Here is a 23,927-nt window from a genome sequence, read left to right on the forward strand (position 1 = left end):
GCACCGACGTGGTGCACCCGCTGGACGAGCCGTTCCCGCCCGGCGCCCACGACACCCGCAGCGCTCTGACCGTGGGACGCCTGCTGGGCGTGGCGATCGGCACGGCCTTCGTCACCGGCATGATCAGCCACCTGCACCAGCATCCGATCGGGTGGCTCGAGCTGCCGAGTCGCCCGGTGTGGGGGTATCGGTTCACACAGGGCCTTCACGTGGCATCAGGGATCGCCGCCGTCCCGCTGCTGTTGGCCAAGCTGTGGGTGGTCTACCGACGACTGTTCACGTGGCCGCCGGTGCGTTCGGCGAGCCATGGCCTCGAGCGCCTGCTCCTGGTACCGCTGGTCGCCGGCACCGTGTTCGAACTGGTCAGCGGCCTGCTGAACGTGGCGCGGTGGTACCCGTGGCCCTTCTTCTTCCCCCGGGTGCACTATGCGGTCGCCTTGATCGTGATGGGCTCGCTTGCGGCCCACCTCGCCTTCAAGGCCCCCCTGCTGCGCTCACCTCGGCCCGCGGAGCCGCGCCAGGTCGACCCGGTGCCGGACGCCGACCGCCGAGCGCTGCTGGTCGGGTCACTGACCGCCGTCGCCGCGGTGAGCCTGGCCACGGTGGGTCAGAGCGTGACCTGGCTGCGGGGAATCTCGCTGCTCGCTCCCCGCGATCCGCTGGACGGACCCCAGGGTCTGGCCGTGAACCGGACCGCCGCGGTGGCGGGGATCGCCTCTCGGGCAACCGATCCCGCGTGGCGGCTGCGCGTGGTCGGTGCGCGCACCCTGGAGTTGTCGCTGGCCGAGCTGGCGGCGCTGCCCCAGGTGACCGCCCGGCTGCCCATGGCCTGTGTCGAGGGCTGGAGCGCGGACGCCGAGTGGACGGGCATCCCGCTGCGCACCGTGCTGGAACTGGCCGGCGTGCCGACCGGGGTCCACCTGCGGGCGGTCTCGCTGGAGCAGAACTGGCTCTATGCCACCTCACCGCTCAACCCGGCCCAGGCATGGGACCCGTTGACCCTGTTGGCGTTACGCCTGAACGGACAACCGTTGGACCTGGATCACGGCTACCCGCTGCGGCTGATCGGGCCCAATCGCCCCGGGGTGCAGCAGACCAAGTGGCTCAGTCGGATCGAGCCGGCGTGAGCGCCGACCGCGATCGAGAACCCGCCCCGGCGGAGGCCGAGGCGCCGGGACCAGGCCGGTGGGCGCTGGTGAGTGTCGGCGTCCTGCTCATCGGCGCCGGCCTCTGGCAACTGGTGATCAGCGCACCGAGTGCCACTCATCCCGTGGCTGCTGCAGTGTGGCTCGCCGGCGGATTGCTGGCCCACGATGCGGTGCTGGCGCCGCTGGCACTGCTGGTGGGTGTGGCAGTGGCCCGGATTCCGGACCGGAGGTGGCGGCGGGCACTCGGCATCGCGCTGTTGGTGTCGGTGAGTCTGGCCCTGCTGGCCGCGCCGCCGTTGCTGCGTCCGTGACCACGCCCGTCGGGGAAACGGGCCGGCTACCCGACAAACGTGCACGGATTGCATGATCACCAAGGGGTGGGTGGAACGCGCCTCAGGGGCGGCGCAGGGTCAGCACTCGCCGTCCGTCCTGCTGCCAATCGCCGCAGACCTGCCACTGCGTCGCGGCAGCCAGGTGGCTCAGGGCGGCGGCCCCGACGACAGCCCAGGGGAACGCCGGCCCGAAGGTGCCGTTCGGGCACCGCACCCGGCTCATGCCGCGATGATCGATCTCGGTCGTACTCACCTCGACGACCGCTGCACCTCCGGGGGCCAGGATCTCGGTGAGGCGTCGCAGCAGGCGCGCCGGGTCGCCACCGATGCCGATGTTGCCGTCGGCCAGCACCGCCCAGGGCCAGCGACCCTCACCGGGGATCGGGGCGAAGACGTCGCGTCGCAGCGCAGCGCCACCCAGAGCCCGGGTGCTGATCACCGCTTCGAGGGAGATGTCGATGCCCAGGGACGGCACCCCGTGTGCGGTGAGGGCGGCGATCAACCGGCCAGGGCCGCATCCCACGTCCAGCGTGGGTTCGGTGCAGCCCGCCAGCAGCCGCCGATCGGCTGCGTCGGCCTCGCGCAACCACCTGGTCACCCGATGACGCTCCACCAGGACGTCGCCGTGATGCACCTCGACCCAGCCGTGATCGTCACGAACCGAGGTGAAGTGGTGCAGTTCGGCCGCGACGGCGATCACCGGCCGGCTCGAAGCTGCTCGACCAGCCGAGAGAACCGGAGGTGGGGTGCCTGGCGCGCCACGGCGACGGCGTCCACGCCCTCGTCGACATCACGTAGCACGGCAAGATCGCGAACTCGTAATCCGCCGGCCAGCAATCGATCTCGGGTGAGGCGGCCGGTCTGCGGAGTCGACATCGGCACGCCGTCCAGGACCCGACGGGCATCGCGGCGCGGGTGACGCAGCCCCAGCACCCACCACCCGCCGTCCACGGCGGCACCGAACCATGCCTCGACTGGGTCATCGAGGTGCAGTTGGATCGCCTGCGGTGCCAGTTGGGGGGTGTCCATGCCGACCAGAACGGCAGGGCCGATGGCCGTCTCGAAGGCCGCGATCAGCCGGTCGGTGTGGCTGCCGGTGGCCTGGGGAATGACCCGAAAACCCCGAGTCGACAGTGAGTCGGGCAATTCCTGGACATCCCCGTCGAGGACCAGCACCCGATCGGTCACCGTGGCTCGGCGGACCGCGTCGAGGGTATCCGTCAGCGCGGCCGCCGCCAGTTGCGCGGCGCCCTGGGGGCCGAAGGTGGGGATCAGCCGGGTCTTGCTGTGCCCAGGGCGAGGCACCTTCGCCAGCACCAGGGCGGTGAGCGCGGCCGCGGGCTCGCTCGATCTCGACGGCGCTCACCGGTGCACCTCGGCCAGCACGCGGCTCATGTCCCGCACGGCGCCGAGGGTTCCCCGCAGGGTGCCGGTCACCTTCGAGCGGCCGGTGCGCGGTGCGTAGCGGACGTCGACCTCGGCGATGCGCCACTCGGCGACGGCGGCCCTTAACACCATCTCCAACGGGTAGCCCGATCGCCGGTCACGAATCCCCAAGGCCAGCAACGATTCTCGTCGGGCGGCGCGCATCGGACCCAGATCGTGAACCGGGCTGCCGGTGCGCCGCCGCAGCAGGGTGGCCAGGGCCAGATTCGCCGCTCGGGCATGGACCGGCCAGGCCGTGGCAGTGATCGGACGCCGTCGCCCGAGCACCAGATCGGCCGTGCCGGTGGCCACCGGGGCCACCACCTTCGTCATCTCCTGTAGGTCGAACGAGGCATCGGCATCGCAGAACGCCACGATCGGCGCGGTGGCCGCAGCCAGTCCGGCGGCGCAGGCGGCACCGAAGCCCCGCCGGGGTTCGGTGATCACCATGGCGCCCAGGGCCGCGGCGACCTCTGCGCTGCCGTCGTCCGAGCCGTTGTCCACCACCAGGGCGCGCATGCCGCGCGGCAGACCGGCGAGCACGATCGGCAGCGCCTCCACCTCGTTGAGGCAGGGCAGCACGATGTCGACCGCGGCAGGGGGAGCGCTCACACGGCGACGCTAGGTGCACGTGCGCGGCCGAGGTCTTACGGAAGACGAACGGCCGACCCGGTGGGCCGGAAGCCGGCCGGCCGTGCGCCTACGCTCGACGGCATGACGTCGCGGGTGCTGGTGGTCGAGGACGACGCGACGGTCGCCGAGGTGGTGCGGACCTACCTGGAGCGGGCAGGGTTGACCATCGATCAGGCGGCCGACGGTGTCACGGCGCTCGCCGTGGCCCAACGCACCAGACCTGATCTGGTGGTGCTCGACCTGATGCTGCCGGGGCTGAGCGGGCTGGAGGTCTGCAGCCGGCTGCGAGGGTCGCGCCCTGATCTTCCCGTGATCATGCTCACCGCGCTCGGTGAGGAGAGCGACCGGCTGTTGGGGCTCGAAACAGGCGCCGATGACTATCTGGTCAAGCCGTTCAGCCCGCGCGAGTTGGTGTTGCGCGTGCACTCGGTGCTGCGGCGCAGCACCCGGACGGCGACCGCGGGGCAGTACACCGACCGGCGGCTCTTCTGTGGTGACCTCGAGGTGGATCTGGCGGCTCGCAGTCTCACCCGCCAGGGGACACAACTCGCCCTGACGAACCGCGAGTTCGACCTGTTGGTGCACCTGATGTCGCACCCGCGTGAGGTCTTCACCCGAGAACGCCTGATGCACGAGGTGTGGGGGTGGGACTACGGCGACACCTCGACCGTGACCGTGCACGTGCGGCGGGTGCGCGAGAAGGTCGAACCCGACCCGGCCGCGCCGTCCCGCCTGGTGACGGTCTGGGGGGTCGGCTATCGCTGGGACGGCGACCCCGCCACCACCGACCCGACCGGGCCGGCGTGATGGATCGGGCCACCCTGTCGATCTGGCTGCTCGGGGCATCGCTGCCGAGCGCTGTCGCCGTGTTGGGGCTGCTCGCGGTGCGCTGGGGGCCGCGCTCGGTGCCGGCCAGCCTGGCGGCGGTGAGCGTGGTGGCCGTCGGCTCGGTGGTCGTGGGCGTGGTCGGGGCGGCGCGGGCGATGTTCATCTCGACCCACGACCTGGCCGTGGTGCTGCCGGTGACGTTGATCGCTGCGGTGGTGGCCTCGGCGGTCTCGTGGTTCCTGGCGCGGCAGGTGATCGGCGACGTCCGCCGGGTACGGGCCACGGCCCGCTCGCTGGGCGCCCGTGAGGGCTCCGCCCTACCGGAGGCGGTGCCCGATGCTCGCCCGGTGTTGCGCGAGCTGGCCGAGATCGACGCCGAGTTGATCTCGGCCGGTCGGCGATTGGCGACCTCCCGTGCCCGCGAGCAGGCACTGGAGGCCTCTCGGCGCGAGCTGATCGCCTGGGTGAGTCACGACCTGCGCACCCCGTTGGCCGGATTGCGGGCCATGGCCGAGGCGCTCGAGGACCGGGTGGTCGACGACCCGGATCGCTACCACCGCCAGATCCGGCGCGAGGTCGATCGGCTCAGCCACCTGGTCGACGATCTGTTCGAGCTGTCCCGAATCCGTTCCGGTGGGCTGGCGTTGAGCCTGCAGCAGGTGGATGCGCGGGATCTGGTGGCCGACGTGGTGTCCGGCTCGGCGGCGGTGGCCACGGCGGGCGGGGTGGCGTTGGATGCGGCCGTCGATCCGGCCTCACTGCGCATCGATGCCGGGGGTATGAACCGGGTGCTGGCCAACCTGGTGATCAACGCGATCCGGCACACGCCCTCGGACGGCGCGGTTCGGGTGGTGGGCCGCTTGTTCGCCGACGAGGTGGTGCTGTCGGTCAGCGACGGCTGCGGCGGGATCGCGCCAGAGGATCTGAGCCGGGTGTTCGAGCCCGGGTGGCGCGGCCCCGAACCGGCCCGGACGCCGCGGCCGGACGGCGGGGCCGGATTCGGTCTGGCCATCGCCCGCGGCATCGTGGAGGCGCATCAGGGTCGGATCAGTGTGCGCAACACCGCCCAGGGCTGCTGTTTCGACGTCCGATTGCCGGTGGCCGGGCCGAACTGACCGGGTCGAAACCGACCAGCCCTGTCACCCCCCGCTGCCGCGGGACTCACGTCGAGGCAGCGGCCAGCTGCGCGATGCCGTCCCGGAAGTCGACCCGGGGCCGCCAGCCGAGCTCGGATCGGATGCGCGCGGTGTCGGCGGTGACGTGCCGGACGTCCCCGAGCCGGAATTCGCCGGTGACCACCGGCGGCGGCCCCGACATCACCTCGGCCAGCGTGGCGGCCAGCTCACCGACGGTGCGTTGCACCCCGCTGGCGACGTTGTAGACCGCGAGCCGCGACGTTGCCTGTGCCGTGGACTGTTCCGTTGCTCGCGCAGTGGTCTCGTCCCCGGTCTGCGCCGTGAGGGCTGCCAGGTTGGCCGCGGCGACGTCGTCGACGTGCACGAAGTCCCGGCGCTGGCCGCCGTCCTCGAACACCCTCGGTGCCTCGCCGTGGGCCAGAGCCGAGCGGAAGATCGCGGCCACCCCGGCGTAGGGGGTGTCGCGGGGCATGCCCGGGCCGTAGACGTTGTGATAGCGCAACGCGGTCAGGGTGCCGCTGCACTCACGAGCCCAGATGCGGGCCAGGTGCTCCTGCGCCACCTTGCTGGCCGCGTAGGCGTTTCGCGGATCGGGCACGGCGTCCTCACCGACCAGGGTCGGCTCCAGGGGGCGGCGGCAGCGCGGGCACAGCGGATCGAAGCGACCGGCGGCCAGGTCGGCCACCTGCCGCGGCGGCGCCGCGATCGGGCCGTGTTCAGGGCACCGGTAGCCGCCCTCACCGTAGATCACCATCGAGGAGGCCAGCACCAGGTGGCCGACGCCTTGTCGGGCCATGGCCGCCAGCAGCACCGCGGTGCCGACGTCGTTGACCGAGGCATAGTCCGGCATGTCGTCCAGGTTCACCCCCAGGCCCACCTTGGCGGCCTGATGGCTGACGGCGTCCACGCCGGCCAGGGCGGACTCGACCAGGTCGGCGTCCCGGACGTCACCGTGAACCACCTCGACCTCGGGACCGCCGGGGGCGTCGCCGCCGGACTGGTCCAGCACCCGCACCTCGTGCCCGGCCGTCAGGGCGGCGCGCACGACGGCGGAGCCGATGAATCCGGACCCGCCGGTGACCAGCAACCTCACGGGCCTCACCCTAGCCACGGAGGGTTCTGGCCACCGGCGGCACCTCAGCCGCGGGCGCGCCGGATCAGCAGGTAGAGCTCGCAGCCCAGGCACAGGCCGAAGACGGCGTTCAGGAATGCGGCGATCAGGGCCAGACCCGCGCCGATCTCGACGGCCAGGCCCACCCCGGCGAGGGCCGCCAGCAGTGCCACACCGGTGACCACCAGGCCGACCAGCTGGGCGAACCGCGGCGGGGCCGGGTCCTCCAGGTCGGCCGGCGGCGACAGCCGGGGACGAATCACGCGCCGGAAGATCGCCGCGTACGGGGTGCGCTGCACCCCGGCGAACGCGCCGACGGCGAACAGCGCGACCTGGGCCGCCAGCACCCAGATGTTGCCGGTCAGCACGGTCACCGCCAGCACCACACTGGTCAGGGCGGCGGCGAACCGCGGTCCACGGGGGTCGATCCCCGCCACCGGCGGGGTGGCCACGGCAGTCATGGAGGTCCTCACTCGTCGATCAAGCCATCAAAATACATCAAATTGATAGGAGTTTCTCGGTGCTCGGCGGTCAGGTGGGCAGGCGGCAGACCAGCTCGCCGTGCGGGACGGCGAACCAGCCGTCGGCGGCGGCCGCCCACGCCGACCAGGCCGCACTGATCCGCTGCAGGTCGGAGGTCGTCGCCCATCCGGCAGCGAGGAGCTGCCCGGCCATGGCCGAGTGCAGGATGCGGTCGGCCCACATCCCGCCCCACCAGGCGCGGTCGTCGGGGGTGGCGAAGCACCAGATCGAGGCGCTCGGGGTGATCTCGGCGAAGACGTCGGCCCGACGCGCCCAGCTGAGCAGGCGGCGTCCGGCGTCCGGTTCGCCGCGATTGGCTCGGGCGGCTCGCTGATAGAGCGCCAGCCACGCGTCGAGTTCGGGCAGCTGCGGGTACCAGCTGAAACCGGCGTAGTCGCTGTCGCGGACGGCGACCAGGCCGCCGGGCCGGGTCAGCTGGGCCATCTGGCGCAGGGCCGCCACCGGGTCCGCCAGGTGCTGCAGCACTTGATGAGCGTGGACGACGTCGAATCCCGGCTGGTCGTCCGGCGTCGCTGCCACCCACTCGTCCAACGTGGCCCGAGCCGCCTCGACGGTGGTCGATCCGAACGCCGCGGCAGCCTCGCGCGTGGCCGTGACGGCGTCCTCGGCGGGATCGATGGCCACGACGCGTCCGGGAGCGACGAGCCCAGCCAGGTCGGCGGTGATCGTCCCGGGGCCGCACCCCACGTCCAGCACGGTGGTGCCTGGGCGTAACTGCGGCAGCAGATAGGCCGCCGAGTTCTCGGCCGTGCGCCAGCTGTGCGAGCGCAGAACCGATGCGTGGTGTCCGTGGGTGTAGACCGCGTCGTCGGTGGTCATGTCCGAAGCGTAGATGCCGTCCGTATCGTGGGACAGCGTGTATCGTAATTCGAGACAACGACTTCCTGCCCCGCCACCCCTTCTCAGCGGGAACCGGGCGGCCTACCGTGAACTGGGTCACAACGTCCGCGCTGTCGCGGAGGGAGGTCGGCATGACCGGTCAACCGACGCTGATCACCTCGGTCCAGCGTGCCCTGCACCTGCTGGACGCCGTCGGTTCCAGTGAGCGTCCGGTGACCGCCAAGGCGTTGGCCCGGGTCACCGGCGAGAAGCTGCCCACGACCTACCACCTGCTGCGCACCCTGGTGCACGAGGGCTACCTGTGCCGACTCGACGGGGGATACGTGCTCGGTGAGCGGGTGAGCGCGCTCTCGGCTCGCATGCATCCCGATTCCTTGCGCGATCGGGTGCGGCCGGCGCTCGCGGGGCTGCACCAGACCCTGCACGCGGCCGCCTACCTGGTGCTCTACCGCGACGGCGAACTCGATCTGGTGGACGTCGTCGACTCGCCCGCCGCGCCGCGGGTCGATCTGTGGGTCGACCTGACGGCTTCCGGACACGCCACCGCCTTGGGCAAGGCCGTGCTGTCCGCCCTGGACGACGAGGGCCGCCTGGACTATCTGGCCCGGCACGAACTCGCCGATCTGACCCCTTACACCCTCACCGACCGCCGCAGCCTGTTGCGCGGCCTGGCCCGCACCGACGGGGTCGACCAGTCCGGCGGTGTGGTGGTCGACCGCCAGGAGTACAGCCTCGGGATCGCCTGCGTCGCAACGCCGGTGCGCGTCGTCCGGCCTGATGGTGACGTTGCGGTGGGCGCGGTGGCCGTCTCGGTCGCCGCCCCCGCGCTGGACGGCGCCCGTCGACGTGCCGTCGACCTGGCTCGCGCCGCCCACCGCCTGGCGCTGGAGCTCGCCCACTAGGAACCGGCTCTATCACCATCTGAAAACTTGCCTCGTGACGTGGGCCACTCACCCGCGCAGGATCTGAGGTACGGGCACGACGCCGTGCCCGCCGCTGTGCGCGTGAGGAGAACGCCGATGACCCTGACATCCGCGGACCCGTCGATCACGGGGGGTTCAGGTCTGGACGACGCCAAACGGCTTGCCCTGTATCGCCAAATGGTGTTGATCCGCACCTTCGAAGAGGCCCTGCTGCGCGACTATCACGCCGACAAATCGCCGGTGTGGGACATCGGCGCCGGGCTGATCCCGGGGGAGATGCACCTCGCCGCGGGGCAGGAACCGGTGGCCGTGGGCATGTGTGATCACCTGACCGCGGACGACGCGGTGACGGCGACCCACCGCCCGCACCACCTGGCGATCGCCCACGGCATGAACCTGCGCAAGCTCGCCGCCGAGATCTTCGGCCGCGAGACCGGGCTCGGCAAGGGCCGCGGCGGGCACATGCACCTGTTCGACCCCGACACCCACTTCAGCTGCTCCGGCATCATCGCCGAGGGTTACCCACCGGCCCTGGGTCAGGCGTTCGCCTTCTCGCGCAGGGGAACCGACCGCATCGCCGTCGCCGTCACCGGCGAGGGCGCGGCCAACCAGGGTGCCTTCCACGAGTCCCTGAACCTGGCTGCCGTGTGGAAGCTGCCGGTGGTGTTCGTGGTCGAGGACAACGACTGGGGCATCTCGGTGCCGCGCAGTGTCTCGACGTCGGTGCCCTCGAACGCCGCACGCGCCGCGGCCTACGGCATGCCGGGCGAGCGGGTCGAGGACAACGCCGTCGAAGCGGTGTGGGCGGCGGCGGGCCGGGCTGTCGAACGCGCTCGCAACGGCGGTGGCCCGAGCCTGATCGAGGTGCACACGCTGCGCCTGTGGGGTCACTTCGAGGGCGATGCCCAGGGTTATCGCTCCGATCTCGAGGGGGTGCCGGGGCGCGACCCGATCCCGACCTACGAGGCAGGTCTGCGGGCCGCCGGGGTGCTGGACGACGCCGCGGTGGCCGCCGCCACGGCCGACGCCCTGACCGCGGTGGACGATGCCATCGCGTTCGCCAAGGACTCCCCACTGCCCGATCCCGCGCAGGCCACGGCCTACGTCTTCGCCGAGGAGGTGCGGTCGTGACCGCCGAGACCAGCACAGCGACCGCCACGCAGACCGGTACCCAGGCAGCCGCCGTCACGCGGCGCCTCACCACGGCCAAGGCCATGGCCGAGGGCATCGCCACCGAGATGGCGGCCAACCCCGAGGTGTTCTATCTCGGCGAGGACGTGGGCGCCTACGGCGGCATCTTCGGCTCCACCGGCGGGTTGCTCGACCAGTTCGGCCCGCAGCGTGTCATCGACACCCCGATCTCGGAGACCGCGTTCATCGGGCTGGCCGTCGGTGCCGCCACCGAGGGCATGCGCCCGATCGCCGAGCTGATGTTCGTCGACTTCATGGGCGTCTGCCTGGACCAGATCTACAACCACATGGCGAAGATCCACTACGAGTCCGGCGGTGCCGTGAAGGTACCCATGGTGCTCACCACCGGGGTCGGCGGCGGGTACTCGGACGCCGCGCAGCACAGCCAGTGCCTGTGGGGCCTGTTCGCGCACCTGCCCGGCATGAAGGTGGTCGTCCCGAGCACGCCGTACGACGCGAAGGGGTTGATGATCAGCGCGATTCGCGACGACAGCCCGGTGGTCTACATGTTCCACAAGGGCGTCATGGGCCTGCCGTGGATGGCCAAGAACCCCCGGGCGACGGACATCGTGCCCGAGCAGGCCTACGAGGTGCCGATCGGCAAGGCCCGGATCGCCCGCCCCGGAACGGATTGCACCGTGGTCACCATCTCGTTGTCGGTACACCATGCGCTGGACGTCGCAGATCGGCTCGCCGCCGAGGGCGTGGCCGACGTCGAGGTGATCGACCTGCGCAGCCTGGTGCCACTGGACCGGGAGGCGATCTGGGAGTCGGTCTCGCGCACCGGCCGACTGGTCGTGGTGGACGAGGACTACCTCTCGTTCGGCATGTCGGGTGAGGTGGTGGCCACCATCACCGATCGCGACCCGAGCGTGTTGCGCGCCCCGGTGCAGCGGGTCGCCGTCCCGGACGTGCCGATCCCGTACGCCCGAGGGCTGGAACAGGCGGTGCTCCCGAATGCCGGCCGGATCGAGGCAGCCATCCGTGCGGTCGTGGGGGCGTAGGCATGGACGTGGTCTTCCCGGTGATGTCGGAGAAGAACCCCTCGGCCGAAGGAGTGGTGGCGACCTGGTTCGTGCGGGACGGCGAGCAGGTGGCCGTCGGTCAGCTGATCGCCGAGGTGCAGGTGGACAAGGTGGCGATGGAGGTGCCCGCCGAGGTGGCGGGCACCGTTCACCTGCACGTCGGTGAGGAGGCCGTCGTGCCGCAGGGCACGGTGATCGCCTCGATCACCTGACGGCCGGACCGGTGGTGGACCGGGTTACCAGCCGAGCGTCCAGGCGCAGGTGCCGGGCGCGGCTGCGCCGTCCCTCGATGCGGTCGAACAATCGGTCGGCGCCCAATCGGCCCATGTCGGCCAGTGGTTGGGCCACCGACGTGAGCCCGATCGAGCGCAGCGAGCCCCAGCGGGTGCCGTCGTAGCCGACCACCGAGACGTCGCCGGGCACGGTGAGACCGGCGTCGGCGATGGCCGCCAGCGCCCCCATGGCGGCGAAGTCGTTGGCGACGAACATGGCGGTGGGCGGCCGGGCCGCCGCCAGCGCCTCGGTGGCCGCGCGATACCCGCCGCCGTCGTCCAGACTGCCCGTCACCACCGTGATGTGCCGGGCCAGACCGGCATCCGTCATCGCCTCCCGGTAACCCCGCTCACGTTCGGCGGCGACCGGGTTGTCGCCGCCGTTGACGTGCGTGATCCGCCGATGCCCCAGGCCGACCAGGTGCGCGATGGCCAGGTGCGCGCCGAGGCGATCGTCGGCGCAGACCGTGTCGATGCCACGACCGGTGACGTCGCCGCGGGTGAGGACCATGACCGGGACCTCGGTGGCGATGCCGCGCAGGGCAGCGGGCGACAGCCGGTGCGAGACCAGCAGCAGCCCCTCGATCTGGAACTCGAGCAGCTTGTCGATCTCGGTCTGCTCCAGCGCGGGGTCGGATCCGCCGGTCACCAGCATCGTGCTGTAGCCGCGTGCCCGGACGCCGGCCAGCACGCCGTCCAGGATCTCGGCGAACACCGGGTTGTGCAGATCCAGCACCAGGACCCCGATCGTGCGGCTCGACCGGGCCACCAGGCTGCGGGCTGCAGCGTTGGGCCGATAGCCGAGCTCCGCCGCGGCGGCGAGGATCGCTGCCCGGCTGGTCTCGGCGACCGCTGGCGAGCCGCGAAGGGCCAGCGAGACGAGCGACTTGGAGACCCCGGCCCGCGCCGCCACGTCGAGGATGGTGGGTCGGCTGCTGCTCACCGCTGCTCCGGTCGCTGGTCTGTCGTCGGTCACTGCTCGGTCGTGACGATCTCGTCCACCCTGACCGGCCTGCCGCTCAGCACCGACACCTCGCAGGCGACGGCGGCCCGCAGCGCGTCGAGCGCAGCCTGCGGCGGGCACGGGTTGGGGCCGCCGCAGGCCAGGTCGACGAAGGCGGAGGTCTCGGCGCGGAACGCCTCGCGGAAGCGGTCGACGAAGCCGGCATAGGGCAGCGTTGTTCCAGCAGGCGCCGCGGAGCCGGCGGCCGCGCGCGCGCCGTCCAGGGCGAGCAGGGGCGTGCGCTCGGTCAGGCCGGCGCAGACCGAGTCTGCCGACCCGTAGGCCTCGACCCGGACGTCGTGACCCCGCGGGTCGTGCCGGGCGCCGTGGATGCTCACCTGCACCCCGGAGGCGGTCACCGCGTGGATCAGGGCCACGTCGCCGTCCGGCACCGATCCGGCAGCGGTGGCGTGGTGCACGTCGTACTGGCCGTGCTCCCGCACGGCAACGGTGGCATGGACCGAGCTGACCGGGGACCCGGTCAGCCAGGCCACCAGATCCAGGTCGTGCACGTGCAGGTCGCGGAAGATCCCTCCGCTGGACCCGATGAACGCCGCATCGCTGGGTTCATGGTCGTGCGACATCAGCCGCATCGCGTACAGCGTGCCGAGTTCGGCCGCGGCGCACCGTCGGTGCAGCTCGCGCAGCCCCGGATCGAAGCGGCGCTGGAAGCCGACCTGCACGATGCTGCCGTGCTCGTCGGCCAGGTCGATCAGCCGTTCGGTCTGGGCCAGGGTGAGCGCAATCGGCTTCTCGCACAGCACCGGCCGACCGGTGGGCAGCACCCGGTGCAGGACCTCGGCGTGGCTGCTGGTGGCCGAGGTGACCACGACCGCGTCGACCTCCAGCGACCCGATCCGGTGCCAGTCGACGACGTCGAGGCCGAGCTGTGCCGCCAGGTCGCGAGCCCGCTGCGGGGAACGATTGGCACAGAACACCTGACTGATCCGGGGGTCCGCGCGCAGGTCCTCGGCGCGCAGGGCACCCATGCGACCCGCGCCGATCACCAGGACTCGCATCTGGCCCCTCCCTGTCCGGCCGGAAGGCTTGTCCGGTCGCGACGGCGCGTGTCAGACTATCAATTGGAACGCTCCAAGGGAACGTTCCACACGGACGACCTCCGTGGGCAGGGAGCAACCTGACCGTGCGTGGAGTGGAGCAGTGACGATGAGCGACTTCCTGGCCCGAGTGGCATCGGCGCCCATCTCCTGGGGGGTGTGCGAGGTACCCGGCTGGGGCGAGATGCTGCCCACCGAGCGGGTGCTGGCCGAGATGTCGGCGCTCGGTCTGCGGGGCACCGAGTTGGGTGCCCCCGGGTTCCTCCCGTCCACCGCTGACGAGATCCGTGCCCTGCTCGACCGGTACGGGATGAGCCTGCTCGGTGCGTTCACCCCGGTCGTGCCGCACGATGCCGCCCAGGTGGAGGCTTCGCTGGTCAGTGCTCGCGAGGTGGCCCGGCTGCTGCAGGCGGCGGGTGCGACGAAGTTCGTCACCGCGGTGGTGGTCGACCCCGACTGGTCGGTTCCCCGGCCGCTCAGCGCCACCGAGCACCGTCGCATGATCGACACCTTGGCCCGGCTCGACGAGCTGTGCGCCGAGCACGACCTGGATCAGGTGCTGCACCCGCACGTTCAGACCCTGGTGGAGACCGCCGACGACGTGAACCGAGTCCTGGACTCTTGTGATGTGAGCTGGTGCCTGGACACCGGCCACCTCGCGATCGGTGGGGTCGACCCGGTGGAGTTCGCCCGGCAGGGCGTCGACAGGGTCGGTCACGTGCACCTCAAGGATGTCCGGCTGGACCTGGCCCCGGCCGTGCTGCGGCGGGAGCGGTCGCTGATGGCGGCCACTCAGGCCGGGCTCTTCAGCCCGCTCGGGCAGGGTGACGTGGACATCGCCGGCGTGGTCGGTGCGCTGGAATCGGCCGGCTACCGCGGGATGTACGTCATCGAGCAGGACACCGCCCTGACGGACGGTCCACCCGCGGACGGCGAGGGGCCGGTGCGCCAGGTCGGGTCGTCGTTGACCTACCTGCGCGAGGTCGTCGCTCCGGCGCTGGTCGGGTAGTCACGCGTGGCGAGCGGTGATGACGCCCTGGACCTGGTGACCGTGGGGCGGGTCAGCGTCGACCTCTACCCTCGCGAGAGCGGGGTCGGTTTCGAGGCTCAGCAGACGTTCGTGAAGTCCGTGGGCGGCAGCCCCACCAACGTCGCCGTGGGCGCCGCCCGACTCGGGCTGCGCGTGGCCGCGGTGACCGCGGTCGGCGACGACGCCCTCGGTCGCTACGTCGGCGCTCGCCTGGCCGCTCACGGCCTCGACACCCGGTACGTGCAGGTCCAGCCGGGCGAGCGCACCCCCTTGGCGCTGGTCGCCCTGAACCCCCCGGAGCACCCGGAGGTCGCCTTCTACCGGGGTGATCGGCCGCCCGACGCCAGCCTGCCCGCCGAGCTGTTCGAGCAGGTCTCGCGCCGCGCCGTCCGTGCCGTGTGGGTCTCGCACGCGGCGCTGGCCCCGGGGACCACCGGGGACGCGCTGGCGGCGTGGCTCGTCGACCGGGTCGACCGCGATGCCGGCACCACCCTGCTCGACCTGGATCACCGACCCGCGCTGTGGTCCGACCCGCACCTGGCCCGGCAGCGTGCCGCCGAGGCCATCGCCTGCTGCCAGGTGGTGGTCGGCAACCAGGCCGAGTGCACGATGGCGCTGGGAGTGGACGACCCGGACCGGGCCGCCGACGAGTTGCTGCGCCGTGGCGTCCGGCTCGCGGTGGTCAAGCTCGGTGGTGACGGGGTGCTGATGGCGACCCCGGATGAGCGGCACCGGATCGCCTCCCGGCCGGTCGAGGTGGTGTGCGGTCTGGGTGCCGGCGACGCGTTCGGGGCCGCGTTGGTGTACGGCCTGCTGGCCGGCCTGCCGTTGCGCGAGATCGGCCGAACCGCTTGCGATGCAGGGGCTTTCGTGGTCGGTCGGCTCACCTGCAGTGACGACATGCCGACGCTGCAGGAGCTGCGCATGATGGCGGCCACCGCATGACGGGCCTGGAGGCTGCCTCGCCCGAGGGCTCGGCCCGCCTCGACCCGGCCCGCTACCGGGCACTGATCGAGGCTCGGGTACGCCGGCCGCGACAGCTGCACGAGGCGCTGCTGCGCCGTCGCCGACGCGAGCTGGTCGGCCCGGACGGGCGGCTGCTCGTGATCGCTGCCGATCACACCGCCCGGGGCAAGCTCGCCGTCGGCGGTGACCCGCTGATAGCGGCCGATCGCTACACCCTGCTCGACCGGCTGGTTCGCGGGCTGGCGACCCCGGGTGTGGACGGCGTGCTGGCCAGCGCCGACATCCTCGAGGACCTGGCCTGGCTCGGAGCGCTGGACTCTCGCCTGGCGATCGGCACCATGAACCGGGGTGGGATCGTCGGTGCCCGGTGGGAACTCGACGATCGGGTGACCGCCTACGATGCCGAACGGATTGCGCAGTACGGCCTCGACGGCGGCAAGGTGCTGGTTCGCCTCGACGAGACGGACCCGGCGGTGGCCCGGACCCTGGAGTCGGCGGCCGCCGCGGTGACCGCGCTGGCCGAGCACTCCCGGCTCGCCGTGGTCGAGGTCTTGCCCTATCGGCGGGACGAGGCGGGCCACGCCGTGCTCGACCCCTCGCACGAGCGGATGGTCCAGTCGGTGGCCGTCGCCTCCGGTCTGGGGGCCTGCTCGGTACACACCTGGTTGAAGATCCCGGCGTCGCGCCGGATGCGTGAGGTGGCCGGCGCCACCAGCCTGCCCATCCTGATGCTCGGCGGTGATCCGGGTGCCCGGGCAGCCGAGGTCTTCGACGACTGGGCGCTCGGGCTGCGCGAGCCCAACGTTCGCGGGCTGATGCCCGGCCGCACCTTGCTGTATCCCCATGACGGTGACGTGGACGGCGCGATGCGCCGGGCAGCGGCGCTGGTCCACCCGGATCTGGTTGACCCCGATCCGGTTCACCCCGACGACACCACCCCGGGAGTCACCAGGTGAGTTGGCATCTGACCGCGCAGCACCTCGTCGAGAACGACGGTGTGCGCTGCCACATCACGCCGCAGCGGGCCGGCTGGGCCTACAGCGGGCTGACCGTGTACGACCTGGCTGCCGGCCCGGTCGAGGCCGACCTCGGCCCGGACGAGGCGGTGCTGGTACCCCTTTCGGCGCAGGACGTTCAGGTGCGCGTCGACGGCCGCAGCTTCTCCCTGGCCGGCCGGGAGGGGGTCTTCAGCGCGGTGAGCGACTGGCTCTACGTCCCGCTGGGCGCCCGGTTGGAGCTGCACGGCGATTCCGGTGAGGTGGCGGTGTGCACGGCCCGGGCGTCCCGACGGCTCCCGGCCCGCCACGTCCCGGCAGACCAGGTCGCCGTGGAGGTGCGCGGGGCAGGTCGGGCCACGCGCCAGGTGACCAACATCGCGACGCCGGACTCGTTCCCGGATGCCGACCGGATCAACGTCTGCGAGGTGATCACCCCGGGCGGCAACCTCTCGTCCTGGCCACCGCACCGCCACGACGGCCTGGCCGGCTGCCCCACCTCCAACGAGGAGATCTACTACTTCCGGATCGGACGCACCGGCCCCGGCGGCGACTCCACGCCCGGACACCTGCACGGACACCCGGACGGTCAGGGCCTCTTCCACGTCTACTCCGTCGATGGTTCGGTCGACGAGACGGTCACGCTGCACGATGGCGACGTCTACCTGGTGCCGCACGGTTACCACGGTCCGACGGTGGCCCCGCCGGAGTACCCGATGTACTTCCTCAACGTGCTCGCCGGCCCGGGTCCGCACCGCACCATGGCCTTCTGCGACGACCCGGCGCACGCCTGGATCCGGACCGGTTGGGTCGATCAGGAGCCGGATGCGCGGCTGCCGATGACCGCTGCCACCGGGCGGGTGGCCCGATGAACGCCACGATGAACACCGCGAAGGACGGCGTCGCCGGACGCCGTCGCATCGGGGTCGCCGTCCTGGGTCTGGGGTGGATGGGCCAGGCCCACAGCCGCTCCGTGATGCGGATCCCGTCGCTGTTCCCCGAGCGCCGGGCCGAGGCGCGCCTGGTGGTCTGTGCCGACATCGACGCCGACCGTCGGCGCCGGGCCGTGTCGGACTTCGGTTTCGAACGCGCCGTCGAGGACTGGCGCGAGGCCGTCACCGCGCCGGACGTGGACGCCGTCTGGGTGACCGCGCCGAACATGCTGCACGTGCCGATGATCGAAGCCGCCTGCGCCGCGGGCAAGGCCGTCTTCAGTGAGAAGCCGATCGGCGGCAAGCCCGAGCATGCGGTGGCCGCCCACCGGGCGGCGACCGCCGCCGGGGTCGGCACCGGCGTCGGCTACAACTACCTGTGGGCGCCGCTGGTGCTGCACGCCCGCGAGCTGGTGGCCTCGGGACGCCTGGGCCGGATCACCCACTACCGCGGGCGGTTCCTGTCGATGTACGGCAGCGACGAGTTGGGTCTGTTGACCTGGCGATTCAAGCTGGATCAGGCCGGCTACGGCGTGACCAGCGACATCCTCAGCCACAGTGTCGCTCTGGCCCAGTTCTTGCTCGGCCCGATCACCGAGGTGGTCGGCATGCGCGAGACCACGATCAGACAGCGCCCGCTGCCCACCGGATCGGCCGGCCACTACGGCCGGGGCAGCGCCGACGACCCGACCGGCGAGGTCGAGAACGAGGACTTCGCCTCGATGCTGTGCCGGTTCGCCGACGGGGCCACCGGCACGTTCGAGTGCAGCCGCACCATGGTCGGGCCGGAGAGCCAGAATGCCTTCGAGATCTATGGCACCGAGGGCTCCCTGGCGTGGAACCTGGAGCGGCTCAACGAGTTGCAGTACTACCGGCGCGACGGGAGCGCCGAGACCGGGTACACCACCATCTTCGGGGGAGACCGGTTCCCGTACCACGGCGCCTTCGTGCCCGGCCAGGCCAATGCCATCGGGTTCGAGGACCTGGTCGCCATCGAGGACCACGCCTTCCTCGAGGCGCTGGCCACCGGCACCCGGTTCCGGCCGGGTTTCGCCCAGGCCGTGGACGTCGTGGCGGTGCAGCAGGCTCTGATCGACTCATGGCAGACCCGGTCCTGGCAACAGGTCCCCTCGTGGCGCGACGGAGAACAGGAATGAATCACCCTGTGGGAGAAACGGTTCGGATCACCACGGCCGAGGCACTGGTGCGCTACCTGATCGCCCAGCAGATCGTGCTCGACGACCTGCCCGGTGCCCCGATCGGCCCGCTGTTCCCCGGCGTCCTGGCGATCTTCGGTCACGGCAACGTCACCTGCCTGGGGCACAGCCTCGAGCAGCACCGGGACGAGATCCCGGTGTGGCGGGCGCAGAACGAGCAGGGCATGGGCCTGGCCGCCGCGGCGTTCGCCAAGGCACGACGTCGGCGTCAGGTGATGGTGGCCACGTCCTCGATCGGTCCTGGCGCCACCAACATGGTCACCGCCGCCGGCGTGGCGATGTCGAACCGGCTGCCGGTGCTGTTCATCAGCGGCGACAGCTTCGTCTCGCGGTTGCCCGATCCGGTGCTGCAGCAGGTGGAGCACTTCGGGGTGCCGTCGGTGACGGTCAACGACGCCTTCCTGCCGGTGGTGCGTTACTGGGACCGGATCACTCATCCCGCGCAGCTGCTGGCCAGCCTGCCCCAGCTGGTCGGCACGCTGCTCGACCCTGCCGATTGCGGCCCGGCATTCCTCGGCCTGCCCCAGGACGTCGCGGCGATGGCCTACGACTACCCGGCGGCGTTCTTCGACGTCCGGGTACACGAGATCGTTCGCCCGCGACCGGATCTGGGGCAACTCGACCGGGCCGCGCGCGCGATCCGGGCCGCCCGCCGTCCCGTGGTCATCGCCGGCGGCGGGGTGCACTATGCGCTCGCCGAGGCCGAACTGGCTGCCCTCGTCGAGGAGTTCTCGATCCCGGTGGTCGAGACGGTGGCCGGCAAGTCGAGCCTGGTCGCCGACCATCCCTGCTACGCGGGCGCGATCGGGGTCACCGGCGCCGACGCCGCCAATGACCTTGTCGCAGAAGCCGATCTGGTGCTGGCGATCGGCAGTCGCCTGGAGGACTTCACCACCAGTTCGTGGACGGGTATCGCGCCGACCGCGGCGATCGTCACCGTGAACGCGGCCCGCTTCGATGCGCTCAAGCACCACGCGGTGCCGGTGACCGGCGACGCCCGGGAGTCGCTGTCCGCGCTGCGTGAGGGACTGCAGGGCTGGAGCGTGGCGCCGGACTGGGTCGAGCGCACCGCCCGGGCCCGCACCGAGCTGGATTCCTTCATCACCGCCCGGACCAGCCCGGACGGCGCCTGGCCGCCGAGCTACGCGCACGTGATCGGCGCCGTGCAGGCGGCTGCGACGCCGCAGGACTACGTGATGACGGCGGCGGGTGGGCTGCCCGGTGAGCTGAACATCAACTGGCGCAGCCAGGGGATCGCCGGCTTCGACTGCGAATACGGCTTCTCCTGCATGGGGTACGAGACCGCCGGGGCTTGGGGGGCGGCCTTCGCGCGCGCGCTGAGCCACCCGGACGGCGAGGTGTTCGCGCTGGTCGGCGACGGCTCGTACCTGATGCTGAACTCCGAGATCTATTCCTCGGTGCTGTCCGGCGCGAAGTTCGTGCTCGTGGTCTGCGACAACGGTGGGTTCGCGGTCATCGAGCGACTCCAGCGCAACCAGGGCGGGGCTTCGTACAACAACATGCTCGCCGACTCACGGGGTCCCGGTGCTCACGTGCGCGTCGACTTCGGGGCGCACGCCCGGTCGTTGGGGGCACTGGCGATCGAGGTGAGCTCCATGGACGAGCTGCACGCGGCCCTGCAGGAGGCCCGGCACGCTGACCGCACCACCGTCGTGGTGACCTCGGTGCGGGCCGACGACTGGACGCCCGGCTCGGCCTTCTGGCAGGTCGGGGTTCCCGAGGTCAGCGCACGCGCCGACGTGGTGGCGGCGCGCGCGGCTCACGATGCGGGGCTGGCCGTCCAGCGGCGGGGTGTCTGAGGTCGGTTGCAGGCGGCGATGACTCGATCTCACACGGGGTGACCGAGATGACCTGGATCGGGGCCAGCCCGCGCGCCATATGACCGAATGCAACCATCGCAGCCGCTTTCGGGCGTGTTGGACATGGTTGAATACCCTTCGAGTCGATCCGTCCGGCCGACGGCGATGACCTCGTGACAGTGCCTTGGGGGGTTTGACATGGCCTGTGGACACCGGGGCAACTGCCCGCTCTTTCCTCTCCTGAACGCGAGCCTGGCCGGTTGGCGGGATGTCTATTGCGACAGTGAGACCGGGTGGAAGGGCTGTGCTCGATACCGGCTGTCCGCCATGGGGGAGCCGGTGCCGCTGGCCCTTCTGCCCAACGGTCACATGCCGTTGGCTATGGCTCGGTCGGTGGACCGGGAACAGCGGGTTGAGGAGCAACGGGCTGAGCAGGCACTCGTCCATGAGGCGTTGGCTGATCAGCTGAACGGTCAGATCCCGCAGCCCGCGACGACGCTGGGCGCCCACCCGGTTGACGGGCCGTGGCCACCGTACGGTTCGCCGGGCCGGGCGCCCGGCTCGTGGTTGACCCGACTCTGGGCGCGAGTGCGGGCATGGATGAGGGAGCCGGTATGAATCCGACACCGTATTGGCCGTGGTGGGTGGGCGCGCTGACCCTGGGCTCGGTGACCGTGTTGTTCACCTTGCTGGTCGATCGGCCCCTGGGCGTCTCGGGCAGCTGGGACCGCGTGGTCCATTGGCGTCGCGAACGGCGTCGAGAACTCCAGGACGAACAGTTCGGTGATCCCGAGCTGATCGCGGCAGCGCTGGCCGAGGCCATGGCCGGCGTCGCGGCACCGTCACCGATGTCGTCCGAATCGATGGTTTCGGCACCGATGGCCTCCGAACCGATGCCGTCCGAACCGGTCACGCCCGAGCACGGGCCCGAGCGGGCGTCATCCGAGCGGTCTGCCAGGGTGGCCGATCGGTCTCGTCGTCCGGTGCCGCTGGTGGCCGAGGCCGTCTTCTTGATCGCCATGTTCCTGGGCGGGCTGCTGGCGGCGAAGGTCTCCGGCCGGTTCGAGCTGCGCAGCGACATGGGCCCCGATTTCGCCCGGCTGGTGACGGCGAACCCGGCGCTGATGTACGGCGCGTTGCTCGTCGGCGGGGTGATGGTGGGTTTCGGCACCCGACTGGGCGGTGGGTGCAGCAGCGGTCATGGCCTGAGCGGCTGTAGCCGGTTGCACCCCGCCAGTTTGGTGGCCACCGCCGTGTTCTTCGGCTCTGCCGCCGTGATGTCGACGCTGCTGTGGAAGGTGATCTGATGCGGACCCGTGGTGGTGTCACGGCGATGACGGGAATCCTGGGCCTGGCCATGGGTTTCGTGCTGATGCAGATCGGGTTCGGTGACTACGGCGAGCTGAACGCCATGTTCACCTTTCAGAACCTGCGCATGCTGTTGTCCTTCGCGGGCGCCGTGGCCCTGGCCGGCGTGCTGCTCGCCATCGCACTGCCCCGACCCGTGAACCTGCGCCGGGTGAACCGGGGCACGATTCCGGGCGCCGTCCTGTTCGGTGTGGGCTGGGCGATCTGTGGCGGCTGCCCCTCGATCCCGATCGTCCAGGTGGCCAGCGGGTACCTGCCCGCGCTGGTCACGCTGGTCGGCATCGTGCTCGGCATGCGCCTGTGCCGCTGGGTCATGATCAACCACTGGCAGTTCGAGCGCGACTCCTGCATCGACTGACCACCCCTCGACCTCGGTGATCATGCAATCCGTGCACAAACCCGCGGTGATCATGCAATCCGTGCACGCGCCCGACGCTGCGCTGGAGTTGCCGACGCCAAGGGGGCGCGTCGTCCAAGATCAACCCCGCTTGAAGATCACTGTCTCGCAGGGGATTCCCCTCCCGTCAAGGGGGGAAGTCCCTGGAAGGTCGTGATCTTGCGCGCCGATCGTCGGCGATGTGCACGGATTGCATGATCACGGAGGATTTGTGCACGGATTGCATGATCACCGGGGGCGGGTGTCATGCCTCAGGTCGTGGGGGCCTCGGGGGTTGTGGCCGTTCGGGCGGTCTCGGCCAGCACGATGCCGGCCAGCACAGTGCTCGCGCCGAGGATCTGCACCGGGGTGAGCACCTCGCCGAGCACCGGCCAGGCGACCAGCCCGGCCAGCGGTGGCTCGGCGGTCGCGATCAGACCGACTCGGGTGGCGCCGATCTCGCGCAGCGCCAGCAGGGCGAGCCCGAACGGTGCGGTGGTGCCGAGCAGGACGACGTAGAGCAGGAAGGCCCAGGTGGGCAGCGACACCCCGAGTTCACCGACCGCCAGCGTGCCGGTGAGTCGGCCCCAGGGCACCTGCCACAGCGGTGCCGAGAGCGCCCAGAACACTCCGGCGATCCCGAAGCTCCAGGCCGCCAGCGACCAGGGGTCGCGCCGTCCGACGCCGTGCTCGCCGAGCAGGTAGTACACCGTCAGCGAGAGCGCGGCCCCGATCGAGGCCAGCAGCCCGAGCGCGTCCAGGGTGAGCCCGTCCCAGACCCGGGCCACCAGGGCCAGTCCGGTGACGGTGAGTCCGAGGGCCACCCAGATCCTCTGTCGCACCGGGTGTTTGCGCACGAATCGCACCCACAGCGCGATCAGCACCGGTGCGGTGAACTCGATCAGCAGGGTGATGCTCACCGGCATCCGCGAGATGGCGATGAGATACAGCCACTGCACCAGGGCCACGCCGACCACGGCGTAGACGAGCACGAAGCCGAACTCGCGGCGTCCGATCCGCAGCGAGGCCGGGTTGCGGATGGCCGCCGCCGCGGCGAACACCGCCGAGGCGGCCAGGCAGCGCAGCTCGACCAGCTGCAGCGACGACAGCGTCCCGTCCAGCAGGAGTTTGCTCACGCTGCCGTTGACCGAGAACAACCCCGCCGACACGAGGACATACCCGACACCCCGCCACGGCCTGCTCTGCGCGGACCGCGCCGGCCGGGCAAAGTCATCGGATGAATCCACGGCGCTCACCCTAACCGTGCCGTCACGATCCACAGCTCACTCCCAGAAACCCCGGCTAGCGTTCGCTGATGGACGAGGCTCGAGCTCAACGTGTGGTCGCCGCCCTGCGGGCGCGCGGCGTCCTGGCCCAGGTCGAACGGGCCGGGGTCTACCAGTTCGGTGTCCGGGTGCGGTTGGACGGCGACCGGGTCGCGATCTGGGACAGTGACGGCACCGCGAGCCTCGAGGCCCAGGTGATGCGCAACGGGGTGCTGGTCTCGTTCGTGCCGTCCATCCCGGGCTCGCAGGACTTCACCGAACAGCAGGTGGTCGAGGCGATCGCCACCGCTGACTACGACATCCCGGTGGTCACCCGACCAGCGGTGCCGCGTCCCCCCGGGGCAGCCCGGCCCGCTGCTCGACCCGCCGCCGGGCCCGCAGCTCGACCGTCGTCCGGGGGACTGTTGCGACGGTTGTTCGGCGATCGCTGACCCCCTCACATGCCGCAGCCGGCCGGCGGCGGCTACCG

Annotated in this window: 26 protein-coding genes; 17 read left to right on the top strand and 9 right to left on the bottom strand. The window is 71.3% G+C overall.

Going from position 1 to position 23,927, the window contains the following annotated elements:
• The first annotated feature begins 119 nt into the window (after positions 1-119).
• Both IPK24_01715 and IPK24_01720 read left to right on the top strand, forming a co-directional pair.
• The gene (locus tag IPK24_01715; GenBank protein MBK8074290.1) at positions 120-1,127 is read left to right on the top strand and encodes a molybdopterin-dependent oxidoreductase; all 1,008 of its coding nucleotides are present in this window, start codon (positions 120-122) and stop codon (positions 1,125-1,127) included.
• Positions 1,124-1,459 (top strand): hypothetical protein, encoded by a 336-nt coding sequence (locus tag IPK24_01720; GenBank protein ID MBK8074291.1) that lies wholly within the window; start codon positions 1,124-1,126, stop codon positions 1,457-1,459. Before IPK24_01715 ends, IPK24_01720 begins: the two co-directional genes overlap by 4 nt.
• Positions 1,460-1,541: 82 nt before the next feature.
• On the opposite strand, the gene IPK24_01725 is transcribed toward IPK24_01720, so the two are convergent.
• Genes IPK24_01725 through IPK24_01735 form a run of 3 tightly spaced genes read right to left on the bottom strand, consistent with a single transcriptional unit; the run spans position 1,542 to position 3,517 of the window.
• Positions 1,542-2,180 carry an SAM-dependent methyltransferase gene (locus tag IPK24_01725; GenBank protein ID MBK8074292.1) on the bottom strand — a complete coding sequence of 213 codons (639 nt, stop codon included), beginning with the start codon at positions 2,178-2,180 and terminating at the stop codon, positions 1,542-1,544.
• Positions 2,177-2,800, bottom strand: a complete 624-nt coding sequence (locus IPK24_01730) for a DUF2064 domain-containing protein (protein ID MBK8074293.1) — start codon at positions 2,798-2,800, stop codon at positions 2,177-2,179. The genes IPK24_01725 and IPK24_01730 overlap by 4 nt, the downstream gene beginning before the upstream one ends.
• 42 nt (positions 2,801-2,842) lie before the next feature.
• Entirely contained in the window at positions 2,843-3,517 is a 675-nt protein-coding gene (locus IPK24_01735) for a glycosyltransferase (protein ID MBK8074294.1), read from the bottom strand.
• Between the two features lie 102 nt (positions 3,518-3,619).
• On the opposite strand from IPK24_01735, the gene IPK24_01740 reads away from it, so the two are divergent.
• Together IPK24_01740 and IPK24_01745 are read left to right on the top strand one after the other, a co-directional pair.
• Positions 3,620-4,345 carry a response regulator transcription factor gene (locus IPK24_01740; GenBank protein ID MBK8074295.1) on the top strand — a complete coding sequence of 242 codons (726 nt, stop codon included), beginning with the start codon at positions 3,620-3,622 and terminating at the stop codon, positions 4,343-4,345.
• Positions 4,345-5,481, top strand: coding sequence for a HAMP domain-containing histidine kinase (locus IPK24_01745; GenBank protein ID MBK8074296.1), 1,137 nt, complete (start codon positions 4,345-4,347; stop codon positions 5,479-5,481). Before IPK24_01740 ends, IPK24_01745 begins: the two co-directional genes overlap by 1 nt.
• Positions 5,482-5,527: 46 nt before the next feature.
• On the opposite strand, the gene IPK24_01750 is transcribed toward IPK24_01745, so the two are convergent.
• The 3 genes from IPK24_01750 to IPK24_01760 form a co-directional block, all read right to left on the bottom strand.
• Positions 5,528-6,595, bottom strand: a complete 1,068-nt coding sequence (locus IPK24_01750) for an NAD-dependent epimerase/dehydratase family protein (GenBank protein ID MBK8074297.1) — start codon at positions 6,593-6,595, stop codon at positions 5,528-5,530.
• Positions 6,596-6,639: 44 nt separating this feature from the next.
• A complete protein-coding gene (locus IPK24_01755; protein MBK8074298.1) occupies positions 6,640-7,074 on the bottom strand; it encodes a DUF4395 domain-containing protein in 435 nt (144 codons plus the stop codon).
• 70 nt (positions 7,075-7,144) lie between these two features.
• The gene (locus IPK24_01760) at positions 7,145-7,975 is read right to left on the bottom strand and encodes a methyltransferase domain-containing protein (GenBank protein ID MBK8074299.1); all 831 of its coding nucleotides are present in this window, start codon (positions 7,973-7,975) and stop codon (positions 7,145-7,147) included.
• Between the two features lie 152 nt (positions 7,976-8,127).
• Here IPK24_01760 and IPK24_01765 point away from each other — a divergent pair, with 152 nt between their 5' ends.
• From IPK24_01765 to IPK24_01780, 4 genes are all read left to right on the top strand, one after another.
• A complete protein-coding gene (locus tag IPK24_01765) occupies positions 8,128-8,898 on the top strand; it encodes a helix-turn-helix domain-containing protein (GenBank protein MBK8074300.1) in 771 nt (256 codons plus the stop codon).
• 162 nt (positions 8,899-9,060) lie between these two features.
• Positions 9,061-10,050, top strand: coding sequence for a thiamine pyrophosphate-dependent dehydrogenase E1 component subunit alpha (locus tag IPK24_01770; GenBank protein ID MBK8074301.1), 990 nt, complete (start codon positions 9,061-9,063; stop codon positions 10,048-10,050).
• Positions 10,051-10,133: 83 nt separating this feature from the next.
• A complete protein-coding gene (locus IPK24_01775; GenBank protein ID MBK8074302.1) occupies positions 10,134-11,114 on the top strand; it encodes an alpha-ketoacid dehydrogenase subunit beta in 981 nt (326 codons plus the stop codon).
• Between the two features lie 2 nt (positions 11,115-11,116).
• The gene (locus IPK24_01780; protein ID MBK8074303.1) at positions 11,117-11,347 is read left to right on the top strand and encodes a biotin/lipoyl-binding protein; all 231 of its coding nucleotides are present in this window, start codon (positions 11,117-11,119) and stop codon (positions 11,345-11,347) included.
• On the opposite strand, the gene IPK24_01785 is transcribed toward IPK24_01780, so the two are convergent.
• Together IPK24_01785 and IPK24_01790 are read right to left on the bottom strand one after the other, a co-directional pair.
• Complete coding sequence (locus tag IPK24_01785; protein ID MBK8074304.1) at positions 11,340-12,350, bottom strand: LacI family DNA-binding transcriptional regulator; 1,011 nt, start codon at positions 12,348-12,350, stop codon at positions 11,340-11,342. The genes IPK24_01780 and IPK24_01785 overlap by 8 nt on opposite strands.
• Positions 12,351-12,379: 29 nt before the next feature.
• Positions 12,380-13,429, bottom strand: a complete 1,050-nt coding sequence (locus tag IPK24_01790; GenBank protein ID MBK8074305.1) for a Gfo/Idh/MocA family oxidoreductase — start codon at positions 13,427-13,429, stop codon at positions 12,380-12,382.
• 148 nt (positions 13,430-13,577) lie between these two features.
• On the opposite strand from IPK24_01790, the gene IPK24_01795 reads away from it, so the two are divergent.
• The 8 genes from IPK24_01795 to IPK24_01830 all read left to right on the top strand — a co-directional run bounded on the left by IPK24_01795 (position 13,578) and on the right by IPK24_01830 (position 22,154).
• Positions 13,578-14,477 (top strand): TIM barrel protein, encoded by a 900-nt coding sequence (locus IPK24_01795; protein MBK8074306.1) that lies wholly within the window; start codon positions 13,578-13,580, stop codon positions 14,475-14,477.
• 6 nt (positions 14,478-14,483) lie between these two features.
• Positions 14,484-15,443: a 5-dehydro-2-deoxygluconokinase gene (locus IPK24_01800; GenBank protein ID MBK8074307.1), complete on the top strand. Its 960-nt coding sequence runs from the start codon at positions 14,484-14,486 to the stop codon at positions 15,441-15,443.
• A complete protein-coding gene (locus IPK24_01805) occupies positions 15,440-16,420 on the top strand; it encodes a hypothetical protein (protein MBK8074308.1) in 981 nt (326 codons plus the stop codon). Before IPK24_01800 ends, IPK24_01805 begins: the two co-directional genes overlap by 4 nt.
• Positions 16,417-17,331, top strand: coding sequence for a 5-deoxy-glucuronate isomerase (gene iolB / locus IPK24_01810; GenBank protein ID MBK8074309.1), 915 nt, complete (start codon positions 16,417-16,419; stop codon positions 17,329-17,331). Before IPK24_01805 ends, iolB begins: the two co-directional genes overlap by 4 nt.
• Positions 17,328-18,548, top strand: a complete 1,221-nt coding sequence (locus tag IPK24_01815; GenBank protein MBK8074310.1) for a Gfo/Idh/MocA family oxidoreductase — start codon at positions 17,328-17,330, stop codon at positions 18,546-18,548. Before iolB ends, IPK24_01815 begins: the two co-directional genes overlap by 4 nt.
• Positions 18,545-20,428: a 3D-(3,5/4)-trihydroxycyclohexane-1,2-dione acylhydrolase (decyclizing) gene (iolD, locus tag IPK24_01820; protein ID MBK8074311.1), complete on the top strand. Its 1,884-nt coding sequence runs from the start codon at positions 18,545-18,547 to the stop codon at positions 20,426-20,428. Before IPK24_01815 ends, iolD begins: the two co-directional genes overlap by 4 nt.
• Positions 20,429-21,042: 614 nt before the next feature.
• The gene (locus tag IPK24_01825) at positions 21,043-21,735 is read left to right on the top strand and encodes a YeeE/YedE family protein (protein MBK8074312.1); all 693 of its coding nucleotides are present in this window, start codon (positions 21,043-21,045) and stop codon (positions 21,733-21,735) included.
• Positions 21,735-22,154, top strand: a complete 420-nt coding sequence (locus tag IPK24_01830) for a YeeE/YedE family protein (GenBank protein MBK8074313.1) — start codon at positions 21,735-21,737, stop codon at positions 22,152-22,154. The genes IPK24_01825 and IPK24_01830 overlap by 1 nt, the downstream gene beginning before the upstream one ends.
• Before the next feature lie 290 nt (positions 22,155-22,444).
• Here IPK24_01830 and IPK24_01835 read toward each other — a convergent pair whose 3' ends face one another.
• The gene (locus IPK24_01835; GenBank protein MBK8074314.1) at positions 22,445-23,419 is read right to left on the bottom strand and encodes an EamA family transporter; all 975 of its coding nucleotides are present in this window, start codon (positions 23,417-23,419) and stop codon (positions 22,445-22,447) included.
• A 68-nt stretch (positions 23,420-23,487) separates the two neighbouring features.
• Here IPK24_01835 and IPK24_01840 point away from each other — a divergent pair, with 68 nt between their 5' ends.
• Complete coding sequence (locus tag IPK24_01840) at positions 23,488-23,889, top strand: hypothetical protein (protein MBK8074315.1); 402 nt, start codon at positions 23,488-23,490, stop codon at positions 23,887-23,889.
• Positions 23,890-23,927: the final 38 nt, after the last annotated feature.

This window comes from Kineosporiaceae bacterium, from assembly GCA_016713225.1.
GTDB lineage: Bacteria > Actinomycetota > Actinomycetes > Actinomycetales > Kineosporiaceae > JADJPO01.